The following is a 17720-nucleotide window of genomic DNA, read 5'->3' as shown; positions in this document are numbered from 1 at the left end:
CCACGTCGTCCGCCCCAGGGCGAGTGCACGGCGGTCACATGGCGATACCGAGCCTGGCGTCCTGGAGGCGGGCGATCGCGTCCTTGTCGCCCTCCAGTTCCACCCGCGCCACGTCCTGCCGCCCGAAGGCGAACAGCACCAGCTCACCCGGCTCGCCGGTGACCGTCACCACCGGTGTCCCGCGGTGCGCCACCGCCGTCTGGCCGTCCGGACGCCGCAGCACCATCCCCACCGGCGACTTCCGGCCGAGGACGCGGGCCATCTTCTCGATCCGCGACCACAGGGCGTTGGCGAAGACCGCGTCGAGCTCGCGCGGCGTCCAGTCGGGCTGTGCCCGCCGGACGTCCTCGGCATGGACGTAGAACTCGACGGTGTTGGCGGCCTCGTCGACCTGTTTGAGGGCGTACAGGGACATACGGGGCGGACCCGTACGGATGAGCTGGATCAGTTCCTCGTAGGGCTTGGCGGCGAACTCGGCCTGCACCCGCTCCAGGCGGGCCTTCAGCGGCCCCAGCATTATCCCGCCCGCGGCGTCCGCCCGGCGCTCGCGCACCACCACGTGGGCGGCGAGGTCACGGGTCTTCCAGCCGTCGCACAGCGTCGGGGCGTCGGGTCCGGCCGCCTCCAGGAGATCGGCGAAAAGGAGTCGTTCACGCTTTGCATGGGTCGACATGGTGGCCAGCGTACGGCCGTTCCCCCCGTCCCGACCACGGCGCCGCGCGTCCAATGACCGGACGACGTCCGTGCCGGAGCCCGCGGGCGCGGCACAATGGCGCACATGACCAGCACGCCCCAGCCAGGCACCCCCCAGCCGGGCGCCCCCCGCCCCAGCCGCCTCGACCCCGCCGTCGCCGCCCGCCTCAAGCGCAGCGCCGACGGCCTGCTCCCGGCCATCGCCCAGCAGTACGACACCGGTGAGGTGCTGATGCTCGGCTGGATGGACGACGAGGCGCTCCACCGGACCCTCACCACCGGCCGCTGCACGTACTGGTCGCGCAGCCGCCAGGAGTACTGGGTCAAGGGCGACACCTCCGGGCACTTCCAGCACGTCAAGTCCGTCGCCCTCGACTGCGACGCCGACACCGTCCTGGTCCGGGTCGACCAGGTCGGCGCCGCGTGCCACACCGGCGACCGCACCTGCTTCGACTCCGACGTCCTCCCGCTCGCGCAGTAAGGCCACCGACACCATGGACCTCGAGACCTTCCGCAAGCTGGCCGTCGACCGCCGTGTCATCCCCGTCAGCCGCAGGCTGCTCGCGGACGGCGACACCCCGGTCGGCCTCTACCGCAAGCTCGCCGCCGAGCGCCCCGGCACCTTCCTCCTGGAGTCCGCCGAGAACGGCCGCTCCTGGTCCCGGTACTCCTTCGTCGGCGTGCGCAGCGCCGCCACCCTCACCGCCCGCGACGGCCGGGCGCACTGGCTCGGGACGCCGCCCGTCGGCGTCCCCGTGGACGGCGACCCGCTCGACGCGCTGCGCGCCACCGTCGAGACCCTGCACACCCCGCGCGACCTCGCGGGCGGCATGCCGCCGTTCACCGGCGGCATGGTCGGCTACCTCGGGTACGACGTCGTACGCCGCCTGGAGAAGATCGGCGAGCACGGCCGGGACGACCTCGAACTGCCCGAGCTGACCATGCTGCTCACCTCGGACCTCGCCGTGCTCGACCACTGGGACGGCTCGGTCCTGCTGATCGCCAACGCGATCAACCACAACGACCTCGACACGGGCGTCGACGAGGCGTACGCCGACGCGCTCGCCCGGCTCGACGCGATGGAGGCCGACCTCAGCCGGGCCGTGCCGACCGCGCCCGCCGCCCTGCCCCCCTCCGAGCTCCCGCCGTACACCGCCCTGTGGGGCGGCGAGGCATACCGGGCCGCCGTCGACGACATCAAGGAGCGCATCCGCGCGGGCGAGGCCTTCCAGGTCGTACCGTCGCAGCGCTTCGAGACGCCGTGCGCGGCGAGCGCGCTGGACGTCTACCGGGTCCTGCGCGCCACCAACCCGTCGCCGTACATGTACCTCTTCCGCTTCGACGGCTTCGACGTCGTCGGCTCCAGCCCCGAGGCGCTGGTCAAGGTCGAGGACGGGCGCGCGATGGTGCACCCGATCGCCGGGACCCGGCCGCGCGGTGCCACGCCGCAGGAGGACCAGGCGCTCGCCGACGAACTGCTCGCCGATCCCAAGGAGCGCGCCGAGCACCTGATGCTCGTCGACCTCGGCCGCAACGACCTCGGCCGGGTCTGCGAACCCGGCAGCGTCGAGGTCGTCGACTTCATGTCCGTCGAGCGGTACTCGCACGTCATGCACATCGTGTCGACCGTGACGGGACGGATCGCGCCGGGCCGCAGCGCCTTCGACGTCCTGACCGCCTGCTTCCCGGCCGGGACGCTGTCGGGCGCCCCGAAGCCGCGCGCCATGCAGATCATCGAGGAGCTGGAGCCGTCGCGGCGCGGTCTGTACGGCGGCTGCGTCGGCTACCTCGACTTCGCGGGCGACTCCGACACCGCCATCGCCATCCGCACCGCCCTGCTCCGCGACGGTACGGCGTACGTGCAGGCCGGCGCGGGCGTGGTGGCGGATTCGGACCCCGCCGCCGAGGACACAGAGTGCCGCAACAAGGCGGCGGCGGTGCTGCGCGCGGTGCACACGGCGAACCGCCTCTGAGTCCCCCTCCGGGCGCGGAAGGGGCGTAAGGGATAGTGGAGTACGTGAGTGCCGCAACCCCCGTACCCCTTCCGTCTCCGCGAAGCGAAGCCGCGCCGGCCGCCTCCACAGGCCGGCGCGGCCTCGCCGCTGCGCTGCTGTCCGGCGCCCTCGGCGCCGCCGTCGTGCTCCTCGCCTCGGGCCGGACCTGGGCCGAGGGCGTGGCGGCCGTCGGGGGCGGCAGGCTGCCGCTCGACGTCGAGGGCCAGGAGGTCACCGGCGCCCCGGCCGCGCTGGCCGTCGTCGGCCTCGCCGCGCTCGTCGCGGTCTTCGCCGTCCGCGGGACGGGCCGCCTGCTGGTCTCCGCACTGCTCGCGCTGAGCGGCGCGGGCGCCTCCGTCACGGCCTTCCTCGGCGCGTCCGGCGGAGCCGCCCTCGACGGGAAGGCCGCGGAGATGACCGGCGACGCCGCCGCGACGGCCGCCTCGCTGACCCACACCGCCTGGCCGTACGTGACCGCGGCCGGCGGCCTGTTGATCCTGGCCGCCGGACTCCTCGCGCTGTGGCGCGGCCGGAAGTGGCCCGCCATGTCTGGCCGTTACGAGCGCGACGGCAGCCCACGGCCCCGCAAGGCCCCCGCCGCCCCGGACCCGGACCGGCCCGAGGACCTCTGGAAGGCCCTCGACCGCGGTGAGGACCCGACGCGCGACGCATGACCCCGAGACCACGCCGCCGGTCCTCGTACGGGACAATGAGTGACGAGCGCACGACTCACGGACTCACCCCAGAGCAACAGCAACGAGGAGCAACTCATGGCGGGCAGCAGCCACGGACACAACCCGGCCGCCTGGACCGGTGTCACCATCACCTTCATCGGTTTCTGCATTTCGGGCGCCTTCACGGTGCTGGCCAATCCGCTCGGCTTCTGGGCCGGAATCGTCGTGATCCTGCTCGGTGGTGTCGTCGGCCTGGCCATGAAGGCCGCGGGTCTCGGCGCGCCGAAGGAGTCCGAGGAGGCGCGGCGGGCGCGTGAAGAGGCCGGCCGGGCGCAGCCCCTGAGCCAGATCCAGGCCCACTGATCCCCGTGCCGGCCCCCGTGCCGGAACGGTTCTGATGCGAGGCGCAGCCCCCGAGGGCTGCGCCTTTCCTCATGAGCGGGGACAATCGGCGCGTGGACGCCATGCCTTCGCCTGCCCCGGCCCCCTCGCCCCCGCCCGTTCCCGCCCACCCCGCTTCCGCGTCACTCGCCCGGCGGCTCGCCGCACCGGCGGTCACGCTGGCGGGCGTCGCCGCGGCCTTCGCGTACGTCGGCGCCGTCGACCCCAACGAGCCGGGCCACTACCCGGTCTGCCCGCTCCTCCAGCTCACCGGGATCTACTGCCCCGGCTGCGGCGGCCTGCGCAGCGCGCACGCCGTCGCCACCGGTGACCTGGCCGGTGCGTTCGGCTCCAACGCCATGGCTGTCGTCGGCTACGGGGTCTTCGCCGTGCTCTGGGCCGTATGGGTGGTACGCGCGACCCGGGGGCTCCCGACGCGGATCACCCTCAGCGCCGTCCATTGGTGGGGCATCGGCGTGGTGGCGGCGGTTTTCAGCGTCGTCCGGAACCTGCCGTTCGGCTCGGCGCTCGCTCCGTGAAGTTCCAGGTAGTGGGACTGGCGCCCACTCGATGCGAGTCCTGAGGCCTCCTGCGGCTAGCATTGGTATGGCTGATCCTGGCCCACCGACAGTCATCACCGTCCCGGAAGGGGGCCGCTCGCGTGAGTGTGCTCGACGAGATCATCGAAGGCGTGCTCGCCGACCTAGCGGAGCGGCAGGCAAGCGTGAGTCTCGACGAGCTCAAGGACCGCGCGGCCAAGGCGTCCCCGGCCAAGGACGGAGTCGCCGCCCTGCGCGGTGACGGCGTCAAGGTCATCTGCGAGGTGAAGCGCTCCAGCCCCTCCAAGGGCGCGCTCGCCGCGATCGCCGACCCCGCCGGGCTCGCCGCCGACTACGAGGCGGGCGGCGCGGCCGTCATCTCCGTCCTCACCGAGCAGCGGCGCTTCGGCGGCTCGCTCGCCGACCTGGAGGCCGTACGCGCCAAGGTCGACATCCCGGTGCTGCGCAAGGACTTCATCGTCACGGCCTACCAGCTGTGGGAGGCGCGGGCGTACGGCGCCGACCTGGCGCTGCTGATCGTGGCCGCCCTGGAGCAGGAGGCCCTGGTCTCGCTGATCGAGCGGGCCGAGTCCATCGGGCTGACGCCGCTGGTCGAGGCGCACGACGAGGAAGAGGTCGAGCGCGCGGTCGAGGCCGGAGCGAAGATCATCGGCATCAACGCGCGCGACCTCAAGACGCTCAAGGTCGACCGCGGTACGTTCGAGCGGGTCGCCCCCGAGATCCCCGCGGGCATCGTCACGGTCGCCGAGTCCGGCGTCCGCGGCCCGCACGACCTGATCGCGTACGCCAACGCGGGCGCCGACGCGGTGCTCGTGGGCGAGTCCCTGGTCACCGGTCGCGACCCGAAGGGCGCCGTCGCCGACCTGGTCGCCGCGGGCGCCCACCCGGCCCTGCGCCACGGCCGGAGCTGACCGAAGCCTCCCGTGACCACTCTCCGCAGCACCGTCGCACGCACCCGGCCGGGCCTCCGCCCGCTCGCCGGGGCGCGGGCGCGCGACCCGCACGCGCCGCTGGCGCGCGGGTGCCGTCCGCGCGGGTGCCGGGCTCCGGCGCGGCGGGTGCGGGGACGCCGGGTGCGCTACCACATCGGGTCCGAGCCCGGTCAGATCAACGGCATGCGATGGCGCACCGAAGGCGCGCCGCAGCGATCCGCCCCGCCCGCACGCACGCCCTGAGCGGCGTACCGGGGCGGACGCGCGCGCGGCGCATACGGTGAAGTCCACTCGTTGATCTTTCATGGGGCGCGAGCCCCTTCTGAGGAGTACGTCGGATGTCTTCTGACTTCTTCATTCCGGACCCCGAGGGCACCGTCCCCAGCACTGACGGCTACTTCGGCGCGTACGGCGGCAAGTTCATCCCCGAGGCGCTCGTCGCGGCGGTCGACGAGGTCGCCGTCGAGTACGACAAGGCCAAGACCGACCCGGCCTTCGCGGCCGAGCTGAACGACCTCATGGTCGACTACACGGGCCGGCCCAGCTCGCTCACCGAGGTGTCGCGGTTCGCCGGACACGCGGGCGGCGCGCGGATCTTCCTCAAGCGCGAGGACCTCAACCACACCGGCTCGCACAAGATCAACAACGTGCTGGGCCAGGCGCTGCTCACCAAGCGCATGGGCAAGACCCGTGTGATCGCGGAGACCGGCGCCGGCCAGCACGGCGTCGCCACCGCCACCGCGTGCGCCCTCTTCGGCCTCGAATGCACCATCTACATGGGCGAGATCGACACCCAGCGCCAGGCGCTCAACGTCGCCCGGATGCGGATGCTGGGCGCCGAGGTCGTCGCCGTGAAGTCCGGCAGCCGGACCCTGAAGGACGCCATCAACGAGGCGTTCCGCGACTGGGTCGCCAACGTCGACCGTACGCACTACCTCTTCGGCACGGTCGCCGGACCGCACCCCTTCCCCGCCATGGTCCGCGACTTCCACCGGGTCATCGGCGTCGAGGCGCGCCGCCAGATCCTGGAGCGCACGGGACGCCTCCCCGACGCCGCCGTCGCCTGCGTAGGCGGCGGCTCCAACGCGATCGGCCTCTTCCACGCCTTCATCCCGGACACGGACGTACGCCTCGTCGGCTGCGAGCCCGCCGGGCACGGCATCGAGACCGGTGAGCACGCGGCCACCCTGTCGGCGGGCGAGCCCGGCATCCTGCACGGCTCGCGGTCGTACGTCCTCCAGGACGAGGAGGGCCAGATCACCGAGCCCTACTCGATCTCGGCGGGCCTGGACTACCCCGGCATCGGCCCCGAGCACGCGTACCTCAAGGACAGCGGGCGCGGCGAGTACCGGGCGGTGACGGACGACGCCGCCATGCAGGCGCTGCTGCTCCTGTCCCGCACCGAGGGGATCATCCCGGCCATCGAGAGCGCCCACGCGCTCGCCGGCGCGCTGGAGCTCGGCAAGGAGCTCGGCAAGGACGGGCTGATCCTGGTCAACCTGTCCGGGCGCGGCGACAAGGACATGGACACGGCCGCCCGCTACTTCGGCCTGTACGACACCGACGCCGCGGTCGAGGCCGACGCCTCCGCCGCCGACGGCGCCGCCGAGATCCAGAGGGACACCAAGTGAGCGGGAACATTCAGCTGCTGAGCGACACCCTGGAGCGCGCCAGGTCCGAGGACCGGGCCGCCCTCATCGCCTACCTCCCGGCCGGCTTCCCGACCGTCGACGGCGGCATCGACGCCGTCAAGGCGGTCATCGCGGGCGGCGCGGACGTCGTCGAGGTCGGTCTGCCGCACAGCGACCCGGTCCTCGACGGCCCGGTCATCCAGACCGCCGACGACATCGCGCTGCGCGGCGGCGTGAAGATCGCCGACGTGATGCGCACGGTCCGCGAGGCACACGGGGCGACCGGGGCCCCGGTCCTGGTCATGACGTACTGGAACCCGATCGACCGGTACGGCGTCGAGCGCTTCACCGCGGAGCTCGCCGAGGCGGGCGGCGCGGGCTGCATCCTGCCCGACCTGCCGGTGCAGGAGTCCGCGCTGTGGCGCGAGCACGCCGAGAAGCACGGCCTGGCCACGGTCTTCGTGGTCGCGCCGAGCAGCAAGGACGAACGGCTCGCGACGATCACCGCGGCCGGTTCGGGGTTCGTCTACGCGGCTTCCCTGATGGGCGTCACCGGCACCCGCGAGTCCGTCGGCGCGCAGGCCCAGGACCTGGTGCGCAGGACACGGGCGACGACCGGCCTGCCGGTGTGCGTCGGGCTCGGGGTCTCCAACGCCGTACAGGCCAAGGAGGTCGCGGCCTTCGCCGACGGCGTGATCGTCGGCTCCGCCTTCGTCCAGCGGCTGCTGGACGCTCCGGACGCGGCCGCGGGCCTGGACGCCGTACGGGCGCTCGCCGGTGAGCTGGCGGAAGGCGTCCGCAGGGGCCCCGCGGCCTGACGCGAACAACTGAGCGGTACGACCCGTACGAGTGGACCTGGGCCGGGGAGGCGCGCGGGCGCCTCCCCGGTTCGTTGCTGCGGGTGTGAGTGACAAAAACCGTGACGGAAAACGAACCGCCCGCGAGCGCCTGGTGCAGGAGCGCGAGGCGCAGAAGGCGCGCGACAAGCGCAGGCGGACACTGATCGTGTCCGCCGCCGTGGTCGGAGTGCTGGGCCTGGCCGCCGTGATCGGGGTCCTCGCCGCGAACTCGGGCTCGGACCCGGGCAGCGACGACAGCGCGGGCCCCGTCGTGGCGCCCGAGGGCACGGACACCAAGGGCGACCCGAAGATCCTCGTGGGGGCCCAGGACGCGCCGTCCACGCTCACGGTCTGGGAGGACTTCCGCTGCCCGGCCTGTGCCCAGTTCGAGAACGCCTTCCGGGACACGATCCACGAGCTGGAGGCGTCGGGGCAGCTCAAGACCGAGTACCACCTGGCCACGCTCATCGACCGGAACATGGGCGGCGCCGGATCGCTGAGGGCGGCCAATGCCGCCGCGTGCGCGCAGGACGTGGGGAAGTTCGCGCCGTACCACGACGTGCTCTACCAGAACCAGCCGCCGGAGGTCGACGACGCCTTCGGCAGGAACAGCCGCCTGATCGAGCTGGCGGGCAAGGTCGACGGGCTCACCACCGAAACGTTCAAGCAGTGCGTGAACGACGGGACGCACGACAGCTGGGTGCGGAAGGCGAACGAGGCCTTCGAGAAGGGCGACTTCAAGGGCACACCGACCGTGATGCTCAACGGGGAGTCCGTCTTCCCGAAGAAGGGCAACGAGCAGATCACGCAGGAGAACCTGAAGAAGTGGGTCGCCGAGGCGAACAAGGGCAAAAAGGCGGGGACGGCGACCGCCACACCCGCGGCGACGCCGTAGCACGTGCGCCGGGCCCGTTACCCAGACGTTGCCGGGTGGGTTGCCGTACCTCCCACCCGGCAGGGTAGCGTCGACCCTGCCATGGAACTTGCCTATATCCCCAGCCCGTCGACCGGTGTGATCGAGCTCGGACCGATCCCGCTCCGCGGCTACGCGTTCTGCATCATCATTGGTGTCTTTGTGGCCGTCTGGTACGGCAACAAGCGCTGGATCGCCCGGGGGGGCAAAGCCGGCACGGTGGCCGACATCGCCGTATGGGCGGTTCCCTTCGGCCTCGTCGGCGGGCGGCTCTACCACGTCGTCACCGACTACCAGCTGTACTTCCGCGAGGGCCGGAACTGGGTCGACGCCTTCAAGATCTGGGAGGGCGGCCTCGGTATCTGGGGCGCCGTCGCGCTCGGCGCGGTCGGCGCCTGGATCGGCTGCCGCCGCCGCGGGATCCCGCTGCCGGCCTGGGCCGACGCCATGGCCCCCGCTCTCGCCTTCGCCCAGGCCATCGGCCGCTGGGGCAACTGGTTCAACCAGGAGCTGTACGGGCGGGAGACCGATCTGCCCTGGGCGCTCAGGATCTCCGAGGGCGTGAACCGCGAAGCGGGGACGTACCACCCGACCTTCCTGTACGAGTCGCTGTGGTGCGTCGGCGCCGCGCTGCTGGTCATCTGGGCCGACCGCCGCTTCAAGCTCGGGCACGGCCGGGTCTTCGCCCTGTACGTCGCGCTGTACTGCACGGGCCGCGGTTGGATCGAGTACATGCGGGTCGACGAGGCGCACCACGTGCTGGGGCTCCGGCTGAACGTATGGACCTCGATCGTCGTGTTCGTGTGCGCGGTGGCGTACTTCGTGGTCTCGGCGAAGGTCCGGCCGGGGCGCGAGGAGACGGTCGAGCCGGTGTCTTCGGACAAGGTCGATGCGGATGCGGATGCGGATGCGGTGGCTGAGGCGGAGGGTGGCGACGGTGCCGCCGCCGGTGCCGGTGCCGACGACAGGGCCGCGGTCAAGGACTAGCGCCTCCGGCGTGTGAGGCCGCCGGATCACGGTCCGGCGGCAGGGGTACGGGACGCCAGGGCCAGGGTCCGGCAGGCGGTCGCGACCACCGCCGCGTCCACGAAGCGGCCGTCGGGAAGTGCCAGCGCGCCTCCGTCCGCGGCCGCCTTGACGATCTCCTCGGCCTCCTCCACCTCCCCGGGCGTGGGCAGGAAGGCGCGCTCGATCACCGGCAGCTGGCGGGGGTGCACCGCCGTACGGCCCAGAAAGCCCAGGGCCCGGCCCCGGGCGCACGATTCCGCCAGCCCTTCCAGGTCCCGGACGTCGGGGTACACCGACTGGGCCGGCGGCTCCAGACCCGCCGCCCGTGCGGCGACCACCACCCGGCTGCGCGGCCACGCGAGCCCGGTGTCGTCCCGTACGCCCAGATCCGCGCGGAGGTCGGCCTCGCCGAGTGCGATACCGCGCAGCGAGCGGTGCGCGCCGGCGATGGCGTGGGCGCGCTCGATGCCGAGCGCCGATTCGAGCAGGGCGTACAGCGGCACGTCCGGCATCGCGTTCGCGACGTGCCGGACCTCGGCCGGGTCCGTGACCTTGGGGAGGCGGAGGGCCGACAGGCCGGGCAGCCCCGCCAGGACGTGCAGATCCGCCTCGGCGAACGGGCTGTCCAGGGCGTTCACGCGGACGTGGACGGGGGTGGGGGGCAGCCCGGTGAGCAGCTCGGCGGTCGCGGAGCGGGCGTACCCCTTGCGGTCGGGCGCGACCGCGTCCTCCAGGTCGACGATCACGGCGTCGGCGCCCGCGCGCAGCGCCTTGGCGACGGTCCCGGGGCGGTCACCCGGTACGTACAGCCAGGTCAGGGGCGTGGGCGTGGGCACGGTCATCGCGTTCCGCCGGTGGCGCGCAGGGCGGCGATCTCGGCCTCGGACAGGCCGGCCTCGGTCAGGACCGCGTCCGTGTCCGCGCCGTGCGGGCGGCCCGCCCAGCGGATCGCGCCGGGCGTCTCGGAGAGGCGGAAGAGGACGTTCTGCATGCGCAGCGGGCCGAGTTCGGGGTCCTGGACCGTGGTGATGGTGTCCAGGGCGCGGTACTGGGGGTCGGTCATGACGTCGTGGATGTCGTAGACGGGGGCGATCGCCGCTTCGGCCTTCTCGAACGCGGCGAGGGTGACGGACCGGGTGCGGCGGGCGATCCAGTGGCCGACGGCCTCGTCGAGTTCGTCGGCGTGCTCGGCGCGGCCGCTGCCCGTGGTGAACCACGGTTCGTCGATGAGGTCGGGGCGACCCACCAGGCGCATCACGCGTTCCGCGACGGACTGGGCCGAGGTGGAGACGGCCACCCAGGCGCCGTCGGCGGTGCGGTAGGTGTTGCGGGGGGCGTTGTTGCGGGAGCGGTTGCCGGTGCGGGGCTGGACGTAACCGAGCTGGTCGTACCAGAGGGGGTGCGGGCCGAGGACCGTGAGGATCGGTTCGATGATGGCCATGTCGACCACCTGGCCCCGGCCGGTCGTGGTGCGGGCCGTGAGCGCGGTCATCACGGCGTAGGCGGTCGCGAGCGCCGTGATCGAGTCGGCCAGGCCGAACGGGGGGAGCGTGGGCGGGCCCTCCGGTTCGCCGGTGATCGCCGCGAAGCCGCTCATCGCCTCGGCGAGCGTACCGAAGCCGGGGCGGTGGGAGTACGGGCCGAACTGGCCGAAGCCGGTGACGCGGGCCAGGACCAGGCGGGGGTTGACCGTGCTCAGTTCCGCCGGGCCCAGGCCCCATTTCTCCAGGGTGCCGGGGCGGAAGTTCTCGATGATCACGTCGGTGGTGGCGGCCAGGCGGAGGAGGGCGTCGCGACCGGTCGGGGCGGAGAGGTCGAGGGTGATGGTGCGCTTGTTGCGTCCCAGGAGTTTCCACCACAGGCCGATGCCTTCTTTGGCGGGGCCGTGGCCTCGGGACGGGTCGGGCCGGGTGGGGTGCTCGACCTTGATCACGTCCGCGCCGAAGTCACCGAGCATGGTGGCGGCGAGGGGGCCGGCGAAGAGGGTGGCCAGGTCGAGGACGCGGAGGCCGGTGAGGGGTGGCTGCGGGGCGGGAGCGGCCTCGGTGGGAGTGGCCTCGGTGGCGGGGGCTTGGGTGGCGGGGGCTGTTCTGGTCATGGGGAGCTCTTCACCTGGGGTTCGGTCTTGGGTTCACGGGGGCGGGGCGTCGGCGGAGGCGGCGGGCGCGGTGCGGTGTGCCTCCACGAGGGTGAGGCGGGCGAGGGTGTCGAAGCCGATGCCGTCGAGGCCGGCGACGGACGTGGCCAGGCGGTTGCGGAGGGGGGCGGTCCAGTGGGCGGGGAGGGCGTCCGGGGAGCCTGCGAGGAGGCCGGCGATGCTGCCGGCCGTGGCGCCGTTGGAGTCCGTGTCCCAGCCGCCGGACACGGCCCGGCAGATCGAGGCGGTGAAGTCGCCGTCGGCGTGGGTGAGGGCGGCGGCGAGGAGTGCGGCGTTCGGGACCACGTGCACCCAGTGGTAGTGGCCGTAGGCGGCGTGGAGGTCGTCCACGACGGTCTCGAAGGCGGTCGCGGTGCGTGCCGCTTGGATGCCGTGGCGGACCGCCCGGGCCAGGCGGGACTCCGGGGGGACGACGCTCAGACCGGTGCGCAGGCAGTGGTGTACGTCGGTGGCGCCGGCGGCGGCTTCGGCGACGGTCGCCGCGATGAACATCGCGCCGTACACGCCGTTGGCGGTGTGGGTGAGGACCGCGTCCCTGTGGGCCTGTTCGGCGGCGGCGGCCGGGTCGCCGGGGTGCGTCCAGCCGTGGATGTCGGCGCGGATCAGAGCGCCGATCCACTCGCGGAACGGGTTGCGGTGGGTCGCGGTGTGAGGGGGCGTCAGGCCGTGGAGGAGGTTGCGGTAGGCGATGCGTTCGGCGGTGAACGTACGGCCGGCCGGGAGTTCGTCCAGCCAGAGGCGGGCGAGGTGGGTGGTGGTGAATGCCTTGGTGTGGCGCTGGAGGAGGAGCAGGCCCAGGAGGGGGTAGTTCAGGTCGTCGTCCTCGGGCATGCCGTCGATGTTCTCGGCGAGGGAGGTGGGGGCGGAGCGGCGGTTCCAGGGGTGACGGGCCAGGAGGGCGGCGGGGACGCCGTGGGCGGTGAACCAGGTGCGCAGGGGCCAGTTGCCGGCGGCGGTGGCGAGTTGGCGGATGGCGGGGAGGGGGAGCTTCTCGACGGGTTTGCCGAGGAGGCAGCCGGCGGCGCGGCCCAGCCAGGCGGCGTGCAGGCGGTCGAGGAGGGGGGNGGCGCCGAACGTCCGGGTACGGGTGTTTCTTCGGGGTGGTGGCGTTCGGCGCCCTGCGGGGAGCGCCCCGACGCGTCCCCTCCCGGCGCCGGGTCCGACGGCCGGGGCCACGCCGGGCAGGCGGATCTGATGGCGGGCAGGGAGGTCGGTTCGGCTTGGGCCAAGGGGGAGGGAAGGTGGTGCAGTGCGTCGAGGAGGTCCTCGGCCAGGGCGCGCAGGTGGGGGGGCGCGGGGGTGGCGGACGCGCCCGCGGTGGGTGGGGCGGGCGGGCCGCCCGCCGTGTGCCACCGGGCGCGGATGGCTGCCGCGTCGCGGCCGTCCTCGCGGGCCTGGCGGAGTTCGTGGGCGACCAGGTCCTCCGGCTGGACCCAGGTCAGCCGCAGACTCATGACGCGCCCGTCAGGGCCTCGAACGCTGTGGTGTGGGCGATGCGGCGCCGGGTGTCCCGGGCGTACACCTCGCGGGTCACGTCGATCAGGGTGCGGGCGGGAGCGTGCAGGTCGGTGCGGCTCGCTTCGGCGACTGTTTTCGCCCAGTCGGAGGGAACGGCCGCTTCGCCGTACAGCGCCCCGGAGACGGCGCCGCTCATCGTGGCGATCGAGTCGCAGTCGCGGCCGTAGTTGACCGAGCCCAGGACGGTCTGGCGGTAGTCGCCTCCGGCCACCAGCAGCATGCCCAGGGCGACGGGGAGTTCCTCGATGGAGTGAAGGCGGGAGGGGCGGCGGGCGGCGAGGGTGGGTCTGCGGTAGTCCGGGCCGACGGTGTCGAAGGGGGCGACGGCTTCGCGGAGGGGGGCGAGCGCGGACTCGAAGTCGTGGTGGCGGACGGCGGCTTCGGCTACGGCCTCGATCGCTGCGCGGGTGCCGTCCTTGGCGAGGGAGAGGCAGGTGTCGACGACCGTGGCCGGTGTCGCGCCGGGCGCGCAGGCGGCGGCTACGGCTGCGGCGAAGACGCCGGCCGCCTCGCGCCCGTACGAGGACTGGTGGGCGCCTGCGACGTCGATCGCCTCTGCGTAGGCGGCCGGCGGGTTGCCCGCGTTGACCAGGCCGACCGGGGCCATGTACATCGCGGCGCCGCAGTTGACGATGTTGCCGGTGCCGGCTTCCCGGGGATCCACGTGGCCGTAGTGGAGGCGGGCGACGATCCACTTCTCGGCGAGGAAGACGCGCTGGAGGGGGAGGGCCTCTGTCTCCAGCTCGGGGATGTAGACGGGTTTCCCGATGAGCTGGGGGACGAGGTGGTCGGCGACGGCGTAGGCGTCCAGGTGGTCGCGTACGGCGTCGTACACACGGATCAGGGCGTGCGTCATGAGGGTGTCGTCGGTGATGTGGCCGTCGCCCTTGTGGTACGGGGCGATGGGGCGCGCCGTACGCCAGTCCTCGTGGAAGGGGCCGACGATGCCGTGGACGCGGCCGCCGTGCCGTTCGGTGATCTGCTCGGGGGTCCAGCCCTCGACCGGGCCGCCGAGCGCGTCGCCGACCGCCGCGCCGATCAGGCTGCCGGTGATTCGGTCTTCGAGTGTGGAGGTCGTCATGTCCGGATCCGTTCGTGGTCAAGTCGTGCGGCCAGTTCGATGAGATCTGCGCCGGCCAGGCGGGGGAGGGCGCAGCCGACCAGCGTGCGGCAGGTGTCGCGCCAGCCGGGCGGGAGCGCGTCGCCGCCGCAGAGGGCGCCGGTCAGCGCGCCGCAGAGGGCGGGGGCGGAGTCGGCGACACGGGACAGGCATGCGGCGGCGGGCACGGCTTCGGTGACGCGGCCGCGGGCGGCGGTGGCGAGGGCGAGGGCCACGGGGACGGTTTCGGCGGCGGCGACGCCGTAGCTGTAGACGTGGTCGACGATCTGGTGTTCGAGGGTGGGGACCAGGGCGAAGGCGCCGCCGGCCGTGGTCCGGGCGAGGTGCACGGCATGGGCCGCGTTGCGGCCGATCTCGGTGGCCGCGGGGAGCTGGGTGAGGGCGGCGTCCACGGCTTCGTCGACCCCGGCGCCGCCGAGGGCCGCCGCGATCGCCGCGGCCATGGCGCGGGCGCCGTGGACGCCGTCGCCGTCCTGGGTGTAGCGGGCGTCGAACTCGGCGAGCTCGGCGGCGGCGGCCGGGTCGCCGGGGTGGGCGGTGGCGAGGACGCAGGCGCGGACGCAGGCGGCGTCGTCGAAGTAGTGCGGATTGTCGTGGCCGGTCGCGGGCGGGCGCAGGCCGGTGGCGAGGTTGCCGAGACCGGCGCGTACGGAGATGCGGGCGCGCAGGGGGAGTACGGCGGACTCGACCTCGGGGGCGCGCTCGGCGGCGGCGGCGACCTCGGCGGCGAGGGCGGTCCAGGCGCGGTCGACCGCGGCGCGGATCCTGCCGGGGGCGGCGTCCAGGATCGTGACGGCGGTGAAGGCGGCCCACTCCGCGTCGTCGGAGGGGCCCAGGCGCAGGGGCTCGGGCGGCTGGTTGAGGGCGATGGGGACCGGGAGGGTGGTGGTGGCGTTCTGCTCGGCGAAGGTGTCGAGTTCGCGGGTGAGGCGGCGGGTCCAGTCGGGCATGCGGGCGGCGCGGTGGCGGGCGGCGGGCCAGCCGGCGGCGTCGCCCGCCGCCAGGCCGAGGAGGAGACCCTCGACGCGGCGGAGGTCCGGTGCGGCGTGGCCGGCCGGGAGGTCCGGTGCGGCCCGGGACGCGGCCTGCGGGGGGTGGTAGGGGGTCATGAGGCTGCCTGGGGGTCGTCGTCCGGGGTCAGGAGGTCCGCCACGTCCAGGACGTGGTGGCCCCGCATGGAGGGGAGACAGCTGCCCCGTGCCGGGGCGATCGCCGACGACCAGGCCGGGGGGATCGCGCCCGCGCCGCACAGGGCGCCGGCCAGGGCGCCCGCCACCGCCGCCGTGGTGTCCGCGTCGCGGCCCATGTTGACCGCCGTGAGGACCGAGGCGGTGAAGTCGCCCCGGGACGCCGCGAACGCTCCGAAGGCCAGGCCGACCGCTTCGGGGGCCAGGTCCGTCCAGGGGTAGCCGCCGATCACCACCGCCGAGCGCACCGCGCGTTCGCCCTGCGGGGCGGCGGCCACCGCGCGGCGCAGGGAACGGGCCGTCCAGGAGTCGGACGGGATGACCGAGAGGGCCGCGGCGGTGATCGCGCAGGGGGCGGCGCCCGTCATGGCCGCCGCCACGCCCGCCGCCACCGCCTGGCCGCCGTAGATGCCCTCGCCCTCGTGGCTCACGCAGCCGTCGATCGCGACCAGGCGGGCCGCCTCCGCCGGGCGGCCCGCCGCGAAGACGCCGAACGGCGCGGCGCGCATCGCGAGGCCGTCGCTCCACGCGTGGCGGTGCTGGGCGGAGATGGGCGCGGCCAGACCGCGGCGGAGGTTCTCCAGCGTGCCGCGTTCGCTGAAGCCCGCGCCGCGGAAGGGGCCCTCGTCCAGGTCGGCGATCCACAGGTGCCATGCGTTCTCGACGTGGGCCACGGTGAGCGCCGAGCCGTGGCGGGCGAGGAGGAGGCCGGAGAAGATGGCGTACTCCGTGTCGTCCGTGCCGGCGGGATCGGCGGACACGAAGCCTTCGATGCGGCCCCAACGGCGGCGGATCTCGGAAGGCTTCATGTTCTCCGCGGGGGCCCCGAGCGCGTCGCCCACCGCCAGGCCCAGCAGGGCGCCCCGCCCCCGGTCGCGGAGCGCGCGTACGGAGCGGAGTTCGCGCAGGGCCTGAAGCGCGCGGCCGTGATCGGTGCGGGACTGCATGGGGGCGACTCCCTGGGCTCGTTCCTGGATCTGTGCCACGCCAGGGCCCGGCGAAGGCTCCGAAACGTCAGCGTCACCCGGTCGGCGTGGGGTCTGAGCTGCGGGTAAGTACGGCCTGCCTTGCTGGCGGGGGGTGTGAATCGTGCGTACTTTCGATGGTGTTGAGAGGTGGAGCGGGCCGCACACGGCCCCGCCTCCGGCGAGAGGGGAACGGGCGGAATGACCATCATCGAGACCGAGGCGACGCTGCACGAGGCGCACCGCGACAACCACACGCACCGCGATGTGAACGGGGGTTGGCTGCGTCCGGCGGTCTTCGGCGCGATGGACGGTCTGGTGTCCAACCTGGCGCTGATGACCGGTGTGGCCGGTGGTTCCGTGGGGCAGCAGACGATCGTCATCACGGGGCTCGCCGGGCTCGCCGCCGGCGCCTTCTCCATGGCGGCGGGCGAATACACCTCCGTGGCCTCGCAGCGGGAGCTGGTGGAGGCCGAACTCGACGTCGAGCGGCGCGAGTTGCGCAAGCACCCCAAGGACGAGCTGGAGGAGCTCGCCGCGCTCTACGTGTCGCGGGGGGTGGAGGCCGGGCTGGCGCGCGAGGTCGCCACCCAGCTGTCCAGGGACCCCGAGCAGGCGCTGGAGATCCACGCCCGCGAGGAGCTGGGTATCGACCCCGGGGACCTTCCCTCACCCCTGGTCGCCGCCGTATCGTCGTTCGGGGCGTTCGCGCTGGGTGCTTTGCTGCCCGTGCTGCCCTATCTGCTCGGGGCCTCGACGATGTGGCCCGCGGTGCTGCTCGCGCTCGTCGGCCTCTTCGCCTGCGGGGCGCTGGTGGCGAAGGTGACGGCGCGGTCCTGGTGGTTCAGCGGGCTGCGGCAGCTGGCGCTCGGCGGGGCCGCGGCCGGTGTGACGTACGCCCTCGGCGCTCTGTTCGGAACAGCCATAGGGTGAGACACTATGCAGGGCTCCACATAAGTAGTCTGTTACCCGGTGGTTTCGATTCCGCAACCATCGGGCATGAGCCCACGACACCGCAGGCAATGAAGCCTGCTCCGTGACGGCCGGACTGATTCGTTCTGTCCTTCTCCGCCCCACCTCCACCGCTATGGGCGGTGTCCGCATGCTGGAATGAGCTATCCACTTCGCGAGAAGCCAGCCATCATGT

Annotated in this window: 18 protein-coding genes and 1 pseudogene; 12 read left to right on the top strand and 7 right to left on the bottom strand. The window is 73.4% G+C overall.

Annotated features, from left to right (window positions below; all coding sequences use genetic code 11):
- Positions 1–34: 34 nt before the first annotated feature.
- Entirely contained in the window at positions 35–673 is a 639-nt protein-coding gene (locus ABD374_RS26485) for a TIGR03085 family metal-binding protein (RefSeq protein ID WP_344498166.1), read from the bottom strand.
- A gap of 105 nt (positions 674–778) precedes the next feature.
- Here ABD374_RS26485 and hisI point away from each other — a divergent pair, with 105 nt between their 5' ends.
- The 11 genes from hisI to lgt all read left to right on the top strand — a co-directional run bounded on the left by hisI (position 779) and on the right by lgt (position 9604).
- Positions 779–1174 (top strand): phosphoribosyl-AMP cyclohydrolase, encoded by a 396-nt coding sequence (hisI, locus tag ABD374_RS26480; protein WP_344498164.1) that lies wholly within the window; start codon positions 779–781, stop codon positions 1172–1174.
- A gap of 13 nt (positions 1175–1187) precedes the next feature.
- A complete protein-coding gene (locus ABD374_RS26475; protein ID WP_425577357.1) occupies positions 1188–2666 on the top strand; it encodes an anthranilate synthase component I in 1479 nt (492 codons plus the stop codon).
- Between the two features lie 35 nt (positions 2667–2701).
- Positions 2702–3361 carry a TIGR02234 family membrane protein gene (locus ABD374_RS26470; RefSeq protein WP_344498162.1) on the top strand — a complete coding sequence of 220 codons (660 nt, stop codon included), beginning with the start codon at positions 2702–2704 and terminating at the stop codon, positions 3359–3361.
- Between the two features lie 96 nt (positions 3362–3457).
- Complete coding sequence (locus ABD374_RS26465; RefSeq protein ID WP_344498438.1) at positions 3458–3724, top strand: HGxxPAAW family protein; 267 nt, start codon at positions 3458–3460, stop codon at positions 3722–3724.
- A 101-nt stretch (positions 3725–3825) separates the two neighbouring features.
- Positions 3826–4281 carry a DUF2752 domain-containing protein gene (locus ABD374_RS26460; RefSeq protein ID WP_344498436.1) on the top strand — a complete coding sequence of 152 codons (456 nt, stop codon included), beginning with the start codon at positions 3826–3828 and terminating at the stop codon, positions 4279–4281.
- Between the two features lie 122 nt (positions 4282–4403).
- On the top strand, positions 4404–5213 hold the full coding sequence (trpC, locus tag ABD374_RS26455) for an indole-3-glycerol phosphate synthase TrpC (RefSeq protein WP_344498161.1): 810 nt from the start codon (positions 4404–4406) through the stop codon (positions 5211–5213).
- A 12-nt stretch (positions 5214–5225) separates the two neighbouring features.
- Positions 5226–5477, top strand: coding sequence for a tryptophan biosynthesis modulator TrpM (trpM, locus tag ABD374_RS26450; RefSeq protein WP_344498159.1), 252 nt, complete (start codon positions 5226–5228; stop codon positions 5475–5477).
- Between the two features lie 95 nt (positions 5478–5572).
- Positions 5573–6865, top strand: coding sequence for a tryptophan synthase subunit beta (gene trpB / locus ABD374_RS26445; RefSeq protein ID WP_344498157.1), 1293 nt, complete (start codon positions 5573–5575; stop codon positions 6863–6865).
- The gene (trpA, locus tag ABD374_RS26440) at positions 6862–7683 is read left to right on the top strand and encodes a tryptophan synthase subunit alpha (RefSeq protein ID WP_344498155.1); all 822 of its coding nucleotides are present in this window, start codon (positions 6862–6864) and stop codon (positions 7681–7683) included. The genes trpB and trpA overlap by 4 nt, the downstream gene beginning before the upstream one ends.
- Positions 7684–7768: 85 nt before the next feature.
- Positions 7769–8599, top strand: a complete 831-nt coding sequence (locus ABD374_RS26435; RefSeq protein ID WP_344498153.1) for a DsbA family protein — start codon at positions 7769–7771, stop codon at positions 8597–8599.
- A gap of 81 nt (positions 8600–8680) precedes the next feature.
- On the top strand, positions 8681–9604 hold the full coding sequence (gene lgt, locus ABD374_RS26430; protein ID WP_344498151.1) for a prolipoprotein diacylglyceryl transferase: 924 nt from the start codon (positions 8681–8683) through the stop codon (positions 9602–9604).
- 26 nt (positions 9605–9630) lie between these two features.
- On the opposite strand, the gene ABD374_RS26425 is transcribed toward lgt, so the two are convergent.
- The 6 genes and pseudogenes from ABD374_RS26425 to ABD374_RS26400 form a co-directional block, all read right to left on the bottom strand.
- Positions 9631–10467: an HpcH/HpaI aldolase/citrate lyase family protein gene (locus ABD374_RS26425; RefSeq protein ID WP_344498149.1), complete on the bottom strand. Its 837-nt coding sequence runs from the start codon at positions 10465–10467 to the stop codon at positions 9631–9633.
- Positions 10464–11723, bottom strand: coding sequence for a CaiB/BaiF CoA transferase family protein (locus tag ABD374_RS26420; RefSeq protein ID WP_344498147.1), 1260 nt, complete (start codon positions 11721–11723; stop codon positions 10464–10466). Before ABD374_RS26420 ends, ABD374_RS26425 begins: the two co-directional genes overlap by 4 nt.
- A gap of 33 nt (positions 11724–11756) precedes the next feature.
- Positions 11757–13237: pseudogene (locus ABD374_RS26415) on the bottom strand (ADP-ribosylglycohydrolase family protein).
- Entirely contained in the window at positions 13234–14382 is a 1149-nt protein-coding gene (locus ABD374_RS26410; protein ID WP_344498145.1) for an ADP-ribosylglycohydrolase family protein, read from the bottom strand. The pseudogene ABD374_RS26415 and the gene ABD374_RS26410 overlap by 4 nt, the downstream one beginning before the upstream one ends.
- Positions 14379–15530: an ADP-ribosylglycohydrolase family protein gene (locus ABD374_RS26405; RefSeq protein ID WP_344498143.1), complete on the bottom strand. Its 1152-nt coding sequence runs from the start codon at positions 15528–15530 to the stop codon at positions 14379–14381. Before ABD374_RS26405 ends, ABD374_RS26410 begins: the two co-directional genes overlap by 4 nt.
- Positions 15527–16555, bottom strand: a complete 1029-nt coding sequence (locus ABD374_RS26400) for an ADP-ribosylglycohydrolase family protein (protein ID WP_344498141.1) — start codon at positions 16553–16555, stop codon at positions 15527–15529. The genes ABD374_RS26405 and ABD374_RS26400 overlap by 4 nt, the downstream gene beginning before the upstream one ends.
- A gap of 219 nt (positions 16556–16774) precedes the next feature.
- Between ABD374_RS26400 and ABD374_RS26395 the strand changes: the two genes are divergently transcribed.
- Positions 16775–17506: a VIT1/CCC1 transporter family protein gene (locus ABD374_RS26395; RefSeq protein WP_344498140.1), complete on the top strand. Its 732-nt coding sequence runs from the start codon at positions 16775–16777 to the stop codon at positions 17504–17506.
- The last annotated feature ends 214 nt before the right edge of the window (positions 17507–17720 follow it).

This window comes from Streptomyces enissocaesilis, assembly GCF_039533765.1.
Lineage (GTDB): Bacteria > Actinomycetota > Actinomycetes > Streptomycetales > Streptomycetaceae > Streptomyces > Streptomyces enissocaesilis.
Note: the sequence above shows the minus strand (reverse complement) of the source record. Positions and strands in the feature narration are given on the sequence as shown.

Excerpts from the sequence above, each read along its gene's own strand:
- ABD374_RS26475 (WP_425577357.1), top strand. The coding sequence starts at position 1,188 with ATGGACCTCGAGACCTTCCGCAAGCTGGCCGTCGACCGCCGTGTCATC.
- ABD374_RS26465 (WP_344498438.1), top strand. The coding sequence starts at position 3,458 with ATGGCGGGCAGCAGCCACGGACACAACCCGGCCGCCTGGACCGGTGTC.
- ABD374_RS26485 (WP_344498166.1), bottom strand. The coding sequence starts at position 673 with ATGTCGACCCATGCAAAGCGTGAACGACTCCTTTTCGCCGATCTCCTG.
- ABD374_RS26460 (WP_344498436.1), top strand. The coding sequence starts at position 3,826 with ATGCCTTCGCCTGCCCCGGCCCCCTCGCCCCCGCCCGTTCCCGCCCAC.
- ABD374_RS26420 (WP_344498147.1), bottom strand. The coding sequence starts at position 11,723 with ATGACCAGAACAGCCCCCGCCACCCAAGCCCCCGCCACCGAGGCCACT.
- ABD374_RS26410 (WP_344498145.1), bottom strand. The coding sequence starts at position 14,382 with ATGACGACCTCCACACTCGAAGACCGAATCACCGGCAGCCTGATCGGC.
- ABD374_RS26395 (WP_344498140.1), top strand. The coding sequence starts at position 16,775 with ATGACCATCATCGAGACCGAGGCGACGCTGCACGAGGCGCACCGCGAC.
- trpB (WP_344498157.1), top strand. The coding sequence starts at position 5,573 with ATGTCTTCTGACTTCTTCATTCCGGACCCCGAGGGCACCGTCCCCAGC.
- hisI (WP_344498164.1), top strand. The coding sequence starts at position 779 with ATGACCAGCACGCCCCAGCCAGGCACCCCCCAGCCGGGCGCCCCCCGC.
- ABD374_RS26405 (WP_344498143.1), bottom strand. The coding sequence starts at position 15,530 with ATGACCCCCTACCACCCCCCGCAGGCCGCGTCCCGGGCCGCACCGGAC.
- lgt (WP_344498151.1), top strand. The coding sequence starts at position 8,681 with ATGGAACTTGCCTATATCCCCAGCCCGTCGACCGGTGTGATCGAGCTC.
- ABD374_RS26425 (WP_344498149.1), bottom strand. The coding sequence starts at position 10,467 with ATGACCGTGCCCACGCCCACGCCCCTGACCTGGCTGTACGTACCGGGT.
- ABD374_RS26400 (WP_344498141.1), bottom strand. The coding sequence starts at position 16,555 with ATGCAGTCCCGCACCGATCACGGCCGCGCGCTTCAGGCCCTGCGCGAA.